Origin of the sequence: Vibrio breoganii (genome assembly GCF_001677275.1) — a bacterium.
GTDB lineage: Bacteria > Pseudomonadota > Gammaproteobacteria > Enterobacterales > Vibrionaceae > Vibrio > Vibrio breoganii.
Genome location: NZ_CP016178.1, coordinates 541,829 through 554,547, shown reverse-complemented (window position 1 = coordinate 554,547; position 12,719 = coordinate 541,829). Strand labels below are relative to the sequence as shown.

At 44.6% G+C, this 12,719-nt stretch carries 10 protein-coding genes; 4 read left to right on the top strand and 6 right to left on the bottom strand.

The genetic code is table 11. The features are described 5' to 3' along the window. Positions 1-118 precede the first annotated feature (118 nt). The 3 genes from A6E01_RS15430 to A6E01_RS15420 form a co-directional block, all read right to left on the bottom strand. Positions 119-454, bottom strand: coding sequence for a PBPRA1643 family SWIM/SEC-C metal-binding motif protein (locus A6E01_RS15430; RefSeq protein WP_017028119.1), 336 nt, complete (start codon positions 452-454; stop codon positions 119-121). Positions 455-571: 117 nt separating this feature from the next. Continuing rightward, positions 572-1,765: an acetate/propionate family kinase gene (locus tag A6E01_RS15425; protein WP_065210641.1), complete on the bottom strand. Its 1,194-nt coding sequence runs from the start codon at positions 1,763-1,765 to the stop codon at positions 572-574. 412 nt (positions 1,766-2,177) lie between these two features. Then, on the bottom strand, positions 2,178-4,100 hold the full coding sequence (locus tag A6E01_RS15420) for a DEAD/DEAH box helicase (RefSeq protein ID WP_065210640.1): 1,923 nt from the start codon (positions 4,098-4,100) through the stop codon (positions 2,178-2,180). A gap of 398 nt (positions 4,101-4,498) precedes the next feature. Between A6E01_RS15420 and rnb the strand changes: the two genes are divergently transcribed. The 3 genes from rnb (at position 4,499) to A6E01_RS15405 (ending at position 8,696) form a co-directional block, all read left to right on the top strand. Next, positions 4,499-6,484 (top strand): exoribonuclease II, encoded by a 1,986-nt coding sequence (rnb, locus tag A6E01_RS15415; RefSeq protein WP_065210639.1) that lies wholly within the window; start codon positions 4,499-4,501, stop codon positions 6,482-6,484. A 146-nt stretch (positions 6,485-6,630) separates the two neighbouring features. After that, positions 6,631-7,413 (top strand): helix-turn-helix domain-containing protein, encoded by a 783-nt coding sequence (locus tag A6E01_RS15410; protein WP_065210638.1) that lies wholly within the window; start codon positions 6,631-6,633, stop codon positions 7,411-7,413. Between the two features lie 134 nt (positions 7,414-7,547). Next, on the top strand, positions 7,548-8,696 hold the full coding sequence (locus A6E01_RS15405) for an iron-containing alcohol dehydrogenase (RefSeq protein ID WP_065210637.1): 1,149 nt from the start codon (positions 7,548-7,550) through the stop codon (positions 8,694-8,696). 70 nt (positions 8,697-8,766) lie between these two features. Here the strand turns inward: A6E01_RS15405 and A6E01_RS15400 are convergent, their stop codons facing one another. Both A6E01_RS15400 and A6E01_RS15395 read right to left on the bottom strand, forming a co-directional pair. Next, positions 8,767-9,207, bottom strand: coding sequence for an RNA-binding S4 domain-containing protein (locus tag A6E01_RS15400; protein WP_017028666.1), 441 nt, complete (start codon positions 9,205-9,207; stop codon positions 8,767-8,769). Positions 9,208-9,264: 57 nt separating this feature from the next. After that, complete coding sequence (locus A6E01_RS15395) at positions 9,265-9,876, bottom strand: glutathione S-transferase (RefSeq protein ID WP_017028665.1); 612 nt, start codon at positions 9,874-9,876, stop codon at positions 9,265-9,267. Positions 9,877-10,043: 167 nt separating this feature from the next. On the opposite strand from A6E01_RS15395, the gene A6E01_RS15390 reads away from it, so the two are divergent. Then, positions 10,044-11,042, top strand: a complete 999-nt coding sequence (locus A6E01_RS15390; protein ID WP_237334547.1) for a DUF4382 domain-containing protein — start codon at positions 10,044-10,046, stop codon at positions 11,040-11,042. Between the two features lie 57 nt (positions 11,043-11,099). Here the strand turns inward: A6E01_RS15390 and A6E01_RS15385 are convergent, their stop codons facing one another. Beyond that, complete coding sequence (locus A6E01_RS15385; RefSeq protein WP_065210635.1) at positions 11,100-12,530, bottom strand: coniferyl aldehyde dehydrogenase; 1,431 nt, start codon at positions 12,528-12,530, stop codon at positions 11,100-11,102. Positions 12,531-12,719: the final 189 nt, after the last annotated feature.

The following is a 12,719-nucleotide window of genomic DNA, read 5'->3' as shown; positions in this document are numbered from 1 at the left end:
TATAAGTGACAATGCTATTCAGCTTAGTAAAAAGGGGAGACATCTGCTCTACTCAATTCCCGCGCATAAAAAAACCGCCCAGTGGACGGTTTAATGAGAAGCTTTAATTTTATCACTATTAGCGACCGCAGCACTTTTTGTACTTCTTGCCACTGCCGCAGCTACACGGGTCGTTGCGCTCAGGCGTTTTTTCGAAGCGTTGGGTTTTAGGCTTGTTTAGTATGCCTTCTAACTCAGCGATGTTCTCATCTGCTGTGGCGTCGACTTCGATATTAGCAAACAATTTGTTCTGCTCAACCAAGGCCGCAACCTCAAGCTTGCGCTGTTCGCTAGCCACTGTAAGAGACAGTGGTGCCCCTTCACTACCCAACTTAAGCGTAGGTTCTGGGTTGTAACCACTTTTTCCGTAATTACTCATGATATCTGGTGTACCACGATAGAAAAATTTAGACATGACTTCTCTCACAATTTTCAAAAATGCAGTGTACAGGTAACCGATGAGTTTAGCGACACTGATTGGAATGAAAAAAGGCGACCCTAGGGTCGCCTTTTATAGTTTGTTCTTTCTAACTTATAGAAGTTCTACAGATTGCTTAGCAATTACGAACTCTTCGTTAGTTGGTACTACTAGTACCTTAGCGCCTAGAAGCTCAGACTCAGCAATTTGACCTGCTGCACCAAAGCGAGCTGCTTCGTTGCCTGCTTTGTCTTCAACAAAACCAAGTAGGCCTAAGTTAGTCAGGATCTCACTACGGATATCTAGAGCATTTTCACCGATACCGCCAGTGAAGATAATTGCATCTAAAGAGCTAAGTGGAATCATGTAAGAGCCGATGTACTTAGCAACACGGTATGTGAATACTTGGAACGCTAGCTTAGCACCTTCGTGACCTTCGTCCATTGCTTCTAGAATGCCACGAGCGTCAGAAGTTACGCCGGATACACCCAAGAAACCTGATTTCTTGTTAAGCGTTTCGAATACTTGCTCTGGAGTCCAGCCTTTCTTCATCAAGAACTCAATGATACCTGGGTCAAGGTCACCTGAACGAGTACCCATCATTAGGCCAGCAAGCGGTGTGAAGCCCATAGAAGTATCAACACTTTCGCCGTTGGCAATCGCACATACAGATGCACCGTTACCAAGGTGAACAGTAATGAAGTTAGACTCTTCAACTGGCTTGTTCAGCATTTTTGCAGCTTCACGGCTTACGTAGTAGTGGCTAGTGCCGTGGAAACCGTAGCGACGGATGCCGTACTCTTTGTAAAGTTCATGAGAAATCGCACCCGTAAACGCCTTCTGTGGCATTGTTTGGTGGAATGCAGTATCGAATACAGCAAACTGAGGTAGAGATGGGTACGCCGCCATAGCTGCACGGATACCTTTTGCACCGGCAGGGTTGTGTAGAGGAGCTAGATCCGACAGATTCTCAATTTCTGTTAGTACAGCATCGTCAATTCGAACAGTACTAGTGAATTTCTCACCACCATGAACAATACGGTGACCTACAGCAACAATGGTCTCTTTAAGAGATAGCTCATCCATCAGTTTAACGATGCGGTTGATAGCTTCTTGGTGATGGTTGTCAGGAGCTGTGATTGCTTCTTTACATTTCTCACCGTTAAATTTCCATTCGATGGTCGCTTCTGGAAGACCAAAACACTCACCTAGTCCACTGACTAGCGCTTCACCAGATTCAGAGTCGATAACAGCAAACTTTAGAGAAGAGCTGCCTGAATTGATAACGAGTACGTTCTTGTTTGACATGAGTTAAATCCTAATTAGACGAGGGGGCATTCAATCTGTGTTTATGATTATCAAATAATTTGAAAATTATTCAAATTTTTTTTAGTTAAATAGTATTACAAAATAAGATACTTTGATCTTGATCAACCTGCAAATTTATTTAACGCCCGAAATTTATTCCCGACAAGAAAAATTCAACTATTTTTAAGTGTTCACGGGGCTTTCAGATGCGCTACGACTCTAGTTTTGCAAGCTAAGACTTCACTTTTGACCCTCTGTAAGCCCATAAATAATCATACATATAGTATTAACAATACCCATCGTACTCAATAACTCTTCAATCTCGCGAGTTGAAATACTCTAATCTCAGTTTATTCAGACAAAAAAAAACCGGGACATTATGTCCCGGTTTCAAAATCTAAATTACGCTAGATTACTCTGCTGTAGTGCGACGAGAGTGACCACGCTCACCACGGTGGTTACCACGGTTGTCACCGCCACGGTTGCGATCGAAACGACGCTCACCATCACGGCCGCCTTCACGATTGCCTTCACGGTTGCCACGATAGCCACCGCCTTCACGGTTACCACGGTAGCCGCCACCTTCACGTTGACCACGACCACCGTCACGACGACCACCGCCATCACGACGACCGCCACGAGACTCACGGAAGTCATCAAAATCACAAACTACTGCTGCAGTTTCTTTTTGACGAATACGTAGCTTGCTAAGTTTACCAGCTGTCTCAGAGTTCATCGCTTTTGGTAGCTGAACAAATGTGTGGCCTTGAGCCAATTTGATCGCGCCGATAGAACCTTTAGTTAGGCCTAGTTCGTTTGCTAGAGCGCCAACGATGTCTTTAACCTGAACACCTTGGTCACGACCAACTTGTAATTGGTAAGTATCCCAATCTTTAGTTTCGCCACCGTAGCTACGACCGCCTTCACGACCGCCTTCACGGCCACCGTCACGACCGCCTTCACGACGCTCTGCACGACGTTTTTTGTCACGTGCGATAGCAGAAGTCATTGGGTCTTCGCCAACGTAGAATAATGGACGCTTGCCTTGCTGACGACGAAGTAGAATCGCAGCTAGAGTTGCAGCATCAATTTCTAGGTTAGTCTGTAGCTTTTCAACTAGCTCAGAGAATTTCTCTAGAGAAGCGTGTTCTGTGTCTGCTTGAAGCTCAAGACCTAGCTTCTTCAGACGAGCTTCTGCAACTTGGTCACGTAGAGGAAGTTGGATTTCTTCCATTGCTGACTTAGTTACACGCTCAATAGTACGAAGCATACGCATTTGGTTAGTGCGAACTAGTAGGATCGCTTTACCTTTACGTCCAGCACGGCCAGTACGGCCAATACGGTGGATGTAAGACTCAACATCAAATGGAATGTCGTAGTTGAATACGTGAGTAATACGAGGCACATCAAGACCACGAGCAACAACGTCAGTTGCAACTAGGATATCGATAACACCACGCTTAATGTTGTCTACAGTACGCTCACGTTGTGACTGTGGAATGTCACCGTGAAGTGCCGCTACTTTAAAGCCACGGTCTGCTAGGTAGCCCGCTAGACGCTCAGTGTCTTGGCGTGTACGTACGAATACGATAGAAGCATCAGTTTCTTCAGTTTCAAGAATACGAGTCATTGCCTCGTCTTTCTCAATACCTTTAACTACCCAGAATTGTTGCTCTACTTTGTCAACAGTGTGGTTTTTACCAGCAACATCAACGAAAGCAGGATCACGCAAGAAGCGCTCAACAATTTTCTTAAGCATTGGAGGCATAGTCGCAGAGAACAATACGCGCTGAGCTGACGCTGGAGCGTGCTCAAGGATAGCGGTAACGTCTTCTACGAAGCCCATGTTTAGCATTTCATCTGCTTCATCAAGAACGAAAGTATTTACTTCGTCAAGGTGCAGACGGTCGCGGTTGATCAAGTCTTGTACACGACCTGGAGTACCAACAACGATATGAGTGCCGTTCTTAAGAGCACGCATTTGATCAACGATTGAAGCACCGCCGTAAATTTCAAGAACCTTAAGACCACGAATGTTCTTACCAAGGTTTTTGATCTCTGCTGCAACCTGAATAGCTAGCTCACGCGTTGGTGCAAGGATAATTGCTTGCGGCTTACGCTGGTCTAGATTCAGTTTGTTAAGAAGAGGAAGAGAGAAGGCAGCAGTTTTACCAGTACCTGTTTGCGCTTTACCTAGCGCATCCTTACCTTCAAGAAGCAGAGGAATAGAAGCTGCTTGGATAGGTGTAGGAGATACAAAACCCATGCCGTCAAGGGCAGAAAGGATTTGTTCGTTTAGTTCTAAATCGCTGAATTTAATTTCAGATTCTTGCATCGGGATCCCACTATAATGTGTTCATAAAAACGGTCCCAGGTGCTCTCTAAATTCATACACCGATCCAGCAATACACACTAAATCCTTTCAGAAGGGATAAGTATATAAAACGCATCAAGCCGCTAGGGACAAAGTCGAAGGAGGCGCATTCTGCACTAAAACCATGTAGAAAGCTAGAAAAAATTGAGTTCCGTCACAAAATTAAAGCATTTTGTCGTCAAACTGTCATTTCTGGCTCGTAAATTGATCTCTCGGTGCCCAATATTCGCCGTTCTTTTTCAATACGCAGTACAGTGTAGCGCCCAACTGGTTAAAATGCGCTCGATTTCTAACCAAGACTGGCTAAAAAGCCCCGAAATCATTATAGTGTGCCCGTTATTTCATTAAGATAAAGATAGATGTTTGCAGACAATCCGTTGCTTGCTCAACTAAAACAGCAGATCAAAGAAACTATCCCTACAAAAGAAGGGACCATCAAGGCGACTGATAAGAAGTTTGGTTTTCTAGAAGTAGATAACAAGACCAGCTACTTCATCCCGCCCCCGCACATGAAAAAATGCATGCACGGTGACAGAGTGGTTGCTCTGATCCGTTCTGAGAATGACAAAGAATTCGCAGAACCCGATCAGTTAGTAGAACAAGCCGTCACTCGTTTCATTGGTCGCGTTAAGCTGTTTAAAGGACGTCTCAACGTCGTTCCTGATCAACCACAGCTTCGTAATCTATCTCTTAAAGCGAAAACCGCTAAAGGCCTAAAGCATGACATGTTTGCTGAAGGTGACTGGGTTGTCGCTCAAGTCATTCAGCACCCTCTTAAGGGCGCCGATGGCTTCATGGTCGAAATTACCGAAAAGATCACCGATGCTAACGACAAAATAGCGCCTTGGTGGGTAACCTTAGCTGAAAATGACCTTCCTAATTCTGAGCCAGTTGGCATTGACGACTGGAAGCTTCATGATGATGCTGATTTAATCCGTGAAGACCTCACTCATATCCCTTTTGTCACCATCGATGGTGAATCAACAAAGGATATGGATGATGCACTGTATGCTCGTAAAACCGCCGAAGGTCACTTTGAGCTGACTATCGCCATTGCTGATCCAACAGCGTACATCACTCCTGATGACGAAATGGACAAAGTGGCGCGTGAGCGCGGTTTTACCATTTATCTGCCGGGTCGCAATATTCCAATGCTTCCTCGCGATCTTGCTGACAACTTGTGCTCTCTTATTCAAGACCAAGAGCGCCCTGCTCTATGCTGCACAGTGACAGTAAACAGTGATGGCACTATCCAAGACGATATTCGTTTCTTTGCGGCAAATATCAAATCTCACGCTCGTCTCGCGTACGACAATGTTTCTGACTTCCTAGAAACAGGTAGTTGTGAAAAATGGTCACCAAGCGAGGAGATTGCCTCCATAGTGACCGATCTTGCCGAGATGGCAAAAGCGCGCAGCGAATGGCGTGAAAACAACGCCGTTATCTTCCCAGATCGTCCAGACTATCGTTTTGAACTAAGTGAAGATAACGATGTTATCGCGATCCATTCTGATATGCGTCGCTGCGCCAACAAGTTGGTAGAAGAAGCCATGATCACCGCAAATATTTGTGCGGGTCGCGTGCTAAGTGACAAGCTAAATATGGGTATTTTCAATACTCATGCGGGTCTTAAAGAAGATAAAGTTTCTAACGTTATCGACTTAGTGACAGAGCATGGTGCAGAAGGCTTCGACGCTGAGAATGTCATCACTCTTGAAGGCTTTACCGCACTGCGTCGCTGGTTGAACAACCAAGAAACTCAATACCTAGATAACCGCATTCGTAAACATCAAAGCTATGGTGAAATGGGTAACACGCCTGCACCGCACTTTGCAATGGGTTTAGATATCTACGCGACATGGACCTCTCCTATTCGTAAGTACAGCGACATGGTTAACCATCGTCTTCTTAAAGCGGTGATTCTGAACAAAGAACCAGTGCAAACCCCTGATGATGAAGTGGGTGATGAGCTGGCGATTCACCGCAAGCACCACAGAATGGCAGAGCGTAAAGTAAGTGACTGGCTCTATGCCCGCACGCTGAAACAAGACGTAGAAGCTGAAACCACGTTCAAGGGTGAGATCTTTGATATTGGTCGTAGTGGTATGCGTGTTCGCTTGATTGAAAATGGTGCGGCCGCATTTGTTCCTAATTCTCTAATTATGGACAACAAAGAGCGAATCGAATCCAGTGCCGAGCAAGGTACAATTTCAATCGATAAAGAAGTTATCTACAAGCTAAGCGACATCGTAGAAGTTGTTCTTACTGATGTGGATATTGATAAGCGCAACATGGTAGCGAAACCAACTGAGGTTTTTGCTGATCTTCCGAAAGAAGACGCTTAATCTTCTCTCCCATAGAGTAGCCTACGCTACTCTATGGGACATTCGTCTCAATGTATTCATCAAATTCAACAACTTAAGTAAACTCTTTCCTATCAGTAGCAAATCTGAGATAGAATCACTCTATCGTCGCAGTTAGGGATTTGTGCGTGTCACCTTTTGCTTGCCTACATTTTTCAAATCATGACCAACTAGTCTTAAAAGATCACTCAACCAAGCCCGCAGGTTTTGTTGTAGTCAATAGTGGCCGTTTGAAATGGAAGCAGAACGAACAACAGCACGAGATTGTCCCAAACCAATTTGCATTTCTTACCCAAGAGCTGCTGACCTCCTCTATTGAAGCTGATAGTGATTTTGAAGCCACGCTAATACTTCTCGAGTACGAAGTGCTGCTCGGTTTTGGCTCTGCCCCTGATTCAATTGTAATCCACCAGCCTGTCTGTTCTTTCAAGGCTGAACCATTTGAGCATCAGCTTCTTGCCACGCTCATCACCAGTAGCGAGCTATCAGAATGCAAAGCCGAGGTTCAGCACTCTTTAGTGAGCGCATTGCTCTCACATACCATGGATAAATACCCTTCACTTTTAAACGCAGTGCAGCTCGCAACGCTTGTCAGTTTCTCTGAAAAGGTATCCCTGTTTATGGATGCAAGGCTGGATAAAGAACAAAGCCTACCTATGCTAGCTGAGCACTTACAGGTATCTGTAACTACGGTTAAACGCCGACTGGCAGAAGAAGGCTTATCGTTTACCGAGATGCTTAAGAAAAAAAGAATCTACAAAGGCGCTACAATCTTGCGCGCAGGACGTACAAGTGTCACTGAAGTGGCCTCTCTATGTGGCTTTAATAGTGCGACACACTTTAACAATGCCTTTAAAAGTATCTATGGCTGCACGCCTAAGGTGTTCAGGCGAGAACGCAGAACGCCATAAGCGACGCTTAAAATTCATGCATCATGGCGCGGCCAGCGTGGCGAGACCATCGTAGCCCGACCACCGTGGCGCGACCACCGTGGCCCGACCACCGTGGCCCGACCAAATGCCAATAACAACAAAGGACATGTTCCATGCAATTTAGTTATTCTAATCCAACAAATATCTTCTTTGGCCAAGGCCAAATCGCCGCAATCAACACAGTGATCCCAACAGACAGCAAGGTCTTGGTGGTGTACGGTGGCGGGTCGATTAAAAAGAACGGCGTGTATGATCAAGTGGCTAAAGCCCTTGAAGGTTATCAATGGCAGGAGTTTTCTGGTGTTGAGCCCAACCCTACCGTAGAAACACTTAACAAAGCTGTTGAGATCGTTAAAGCGGAAGGCATCTCCTACCTACTTGCTGTGGGTGGCGGTTCAGTAATCGACGGGACCAAATACATTGCCGCAGCCTCTCTCTATGACGGAGATGGCTGGGATATTATGACGGGTGACTATAAAGTTACAGACGCAATTCCAATAGGCGCAATCCTGACTCTTCCAGCAACGGGCTCAGAGTCTAATAAAGGCGCTGTAGTTACTAAAAAAGCAACGCAGCATAAGTCTGGTTTCTTATCTCCGCTTGTACAGCCTAAATTTGCTGTGCTAGACCCTGACGCTATGAAAACCCTACCTGAGAGACAGCAACTCAATGGGCTCGTGGATGCTTGGGTACATGTGTGTGAGCAGTACATCACTAAGCCTGCTGGCGGTATGGTACAAGACGGCTTTGCCGAGGCGCTACTGAAAAACCTCAAGGCTTTGGGTGATGATTTTGCCAACCGAGATAGCGACTCTTGGCGTGCAAACCTGATGTGGTCTGCGAACCAAGCACTGAACGGCTTGATTGGTGCTGGTGTTCCGAACGATTGGGCTACTCACATGATGGGGCACGAATTAACTGCACTCTACAATGTTGATCATGCTCGTTCTCTTGCCATCATTCAGCCTTCACTGTTACGAAATCAAATAGAATTCAAACGCGCTAAATTAGAACAAATGGGTAAAAACGTGTTTGGGCTACAACAAAGTGCAGATCTGGCGGAGCGTACTATTGATGCAATTGAAGGTTTCTACCAAAGCCTAAATGTCCCAACAAAACTAACAGAACATGGCAGTGATAAAGCAGCCGCTATCTCTGAAATCCTAGAGCAACTTAAGTCTCATGGAATGACGGTTCTGGGTGAAAACCAGTCGATTAACCTTGATGAAATGAGCAAGATCTTAGACAACGCAGTAGCGTAATCCAATGCGACAAGATGACTAAAACAAAGGGCAGCCAAATGGCTGCCCTTCTGATATCTAACTTATACAGTTAAAAGAAGTCTATGGACTTGCGCCCAGTTCTAGGGTTCTTTGGTTTATCGTCTTCTTCAACAACCGATTCTTCTACTTGCTCTGGCTCTTCGTCAAAGTAGGCAACCTCGTCATCATAACCTTGGTCACCAGCATCATAGTCAGTGGCAACAACGTCAACTACTTCACTTTCTCGTGCAGCCACTTCTTCTGGGTCAACGTAGATCACTAGATAGAATTCTTCATTAAATTGAACCAAGTCACCATCGACAAGCTTACGGCGTTTACGAGTATCGATCTCACCATTCACTGCAACATAGCCTTGGCTAATCGCTTGCTTAGCCTCACCGCCACCGCTAACGGCGTCGGCAATCTTCAGCACTTTATAAAGCTCAACGGGTTGTGTTGTAACTTCAACACCAATCGCTTCAATTTCGATTTCTTCTTCTAAATGATCCACAGTATTTCCAACTTATATGTTCGAGCCAAGCTCGCTATCTGGTCGCCATTCTAACTGCTATTGGAACTCAGGCATAGCGCCAAGTTTTGTATGCCACACATGTATGTGCGAATAACCCTCTTCTATCTCCACTTTAAACGCAGCCTTCATCAAGTTGATAAAGAGAAAACCCGTTATATCCGCCACAGACAAATGATCTCCGGCGATAAAGCTAGAATGGCTTAACCTTGCATCTAACTTATCGAGAAATGCGATAGCTCGCCCTTTAGATTCCTCTCCCCACTCGCTCACACAGTTCTCTCTATCGGAGTAAAACCCTGTGATATTTCTAAATGCTTGAAACCCAGAAATTAATCCCTGAAACTCTACAATGCGGTGCCACATTTCAACTTGAGCACTTTCCAGACCTGGTGCCCCAAATAAATTCGCACTATTAGGCACTTGATGATCAAAATAACGACAAATGGCCACTGACTCACTGATATTGGTGCCATCATCCAGCTCTAATAGTGGTACTGTTCCACTAGCACTCTTGGCTTGAAACTCGGGGGTAATGTTCTCTCCCCCTTTCAGATCCACAGAAACTCGTTCGACTTCTGCACCAATTAACTTAAGAAAAATTGAAACACGTCTACAGCTAGGCGTTGCCGCCGATTCATACAACTTCATTGATTACTTCCCTATTAAAAACAATTGCCTAGCATAGTTTAGACAATTTATAAGTATATGCTTGTTGTTTTGCATTCCACTAACAACAAACTGACAGTCAAGGCTATGCAACCACTAGAATTCCCCCCAACGACTACAATTACATACGTTAGGTACAAAAGGACGTGATGATGAAGATTTTAAAATACACTGCAGTGGCTACAGCGCTAACTATTGGCCTTTATGGCTGTGGTGGTGATAGTGATGACGGAAGCACTGCCACTTCTCAGGTTTCATTTTATGTGTCTGATGCTCCAGTAGATAGTGCAGAAGAAGTTGTTATTACTGTCAAGCAAATCGAAGTGGTGAGTGTTGAAGGTGATACCTACACTCAAGACCTAAGTGATGGCAATAACGACTACGTACAATTTGATATATTGGATTACGAAGGAACAGAGAGACTGCTAATCGCAGAAGACTTTACATTGCCAGTCGGTGAATACAAAAGCATGACCCTTCATGTAGTCCCTGACTCTAGTGCAACGATGAATTACGTTCTAGACGAACAAATTCAACACCCCTTGAAGCAACCTAGCAATAAGTTAAAGCTTGGTGGATTTGAAGTAACAGTAGAGGGTACTCAAGGCTTTACTATTGAATTTGACCTTAGGAAATCACTTGCTGAACGAGGTGTAGATGCCAAGAATGGTTACATCCTAAAGCCTCATGGAATCACTATTCATGACAACACAACAGTAGCAAGGCTAAGTGGTATCGTTTCAAGTGAGCTTTATAACGGTGTTAACTGCCCTGTTGATGACGACCTAACACAAAATGGCTTTGTTTATCTGTATCAAGGTCACGGCTTAGTTACAGACAATTTAATCGATAATTTCGACCCAACGGACGAAGAGTTTGATGGCAACATGCCACCAGTAGATTATCAAGTACCTGTAGCATCAGTAGGTGTAGATCCAGTTACTGGCGAGTATGAGTTTGGTTACGTCGCAACGGGTTTATATACTGCGGCCTATACTTGCGATGGTTCTTCTGATTCACCAATTAATTGGGACGACCTCGATATCCCTTATACTCAAACAAGCTTAGCAACGGGTGATGACGGCTTAATTGAAGTGGAACTGACTGATGGAATGGATAAAGACGACGCAGACTTCAACCCTCTATAGAGCTTTAACGTACATCCAAAGCGTAAAGTGAAAGAACCGGCTACTAGCCGGTTCTTTTTATTTAACAAACAGCTTCTTCATCACCGACAGCATCGATTTGCGATACTTCATCAATAGACGAGTTCTCGGCAGCCAACTAGGGGTATGCAGCACTGTGCGAGCGTGACTAAAGGTTCTGAACCCTTCTTCACCATGGTAATGGCCAATACCTGAATGACCTATTCCACCAAACGGTGCGTCTTCGGCAGCCACATGGAAGATGGTGTCGTTAATACACACACCACCAGAGTGCGTGTTGCTGAGTACATAATCAATGCTTTGACTGTCATCACTCATAATGTAGAGCGCTAATGGTCTCTCTCTATCATTAATGTATTCAACCGCTTGCTCGAGTTTTTCATAGGTAATGATCGGCAAAATCGGGCCAAATATTTCCTCTTTCATCATGTCTAAATCATCACTTGGATTAAACACAAGATGAGGCAGTATTTGGTGGTTACTTCCTGCATTGTCGTGTTCCGCAACAGGAACGACTCGAACTGATTCTTTGTCACGTGCTTGCTCAAGATATGACTGCAAACGTTGGTACTGTGATTGGTTGATGATATGGCTGAACTGAGTTAAGTCTTTACCAAAATTATCATTGAAACGCTTAATAAACAGCTCTGCAAACTCGTCTGCTCGATCTTGCTCGATTAAGACATAATCAGGCGCTACGCAGATCTGGCCTGCGTTAACACATTTACCGAACAAAACCGCATCTACAATCTTTTCTAACTGTGCATCAGGAGCGATGACAACAGGTGATTTTCCGCCTAGCTCTAGAGTGACTGGAGTCAGGTTTTTTGCCGCAGCTTGCGCGACCAATCGCCCGACTTGAGTCGAACCAGTAAAAAGCAAATGATCAAAAGGCAACGCACTAAATCGGCTTGCTATCTCTGCTCCGCCTTGCACTACAAACACTTCTTCATCGATAACCGACAGAATGTTCTCAATCACTTCGTTAGTCTTAGGCGTGAACTCGCTAAGCTTAAGCATCACCTTATTACCCGCTGCAATGGCGGTCGCTACCGGCGCTAAGCTCAGAATAATTGGGAAGTTCCACGGAGATATGATCCCCACTACGCCAACCGGTTGATACTCAACTCGTACCTTTGATGGCGTTAGTAGCAAGCCAGCATGACGCTTTGAAGGACGCGCCCATTTATGTAGGTTTTTAACCGTGTACTTGATATGACCGACCGTCGGAATAATATCCGTTAGTATCGAATCAAAATCAGAACGAAAACCAAAATCTTTCGATAGTGCTGCTATCAACTGTTTTTCATTCTCGATGATCGATTGGTTCAGTAGCAAAAGACGTTGCTTTCTCAGTTCAATACTTGGGGAAGGTTCTTGCGAGTAGCTTGATTTAAGCTGTTCCAATTTCAGAGTGAGATCGTCACTTTTTTTAAGGATATCATCCGAAACTAAATTGAGTTGCCCCATATAAGGTGTTCCTATCTCTTGCTATCTGTAAGTAACTATTACGGGGATTGTATGGTATTAATGTCAAAGTCACTAATCTTTGTGATCACAAAATTTTGTCTAGTTTTAAGAACCAAGACTGTGAGATCGGATTATGTGATTAGTATCGTCTTCCTAACATAAAAAAGGTCAGAGGGTTTTCCTCTGACC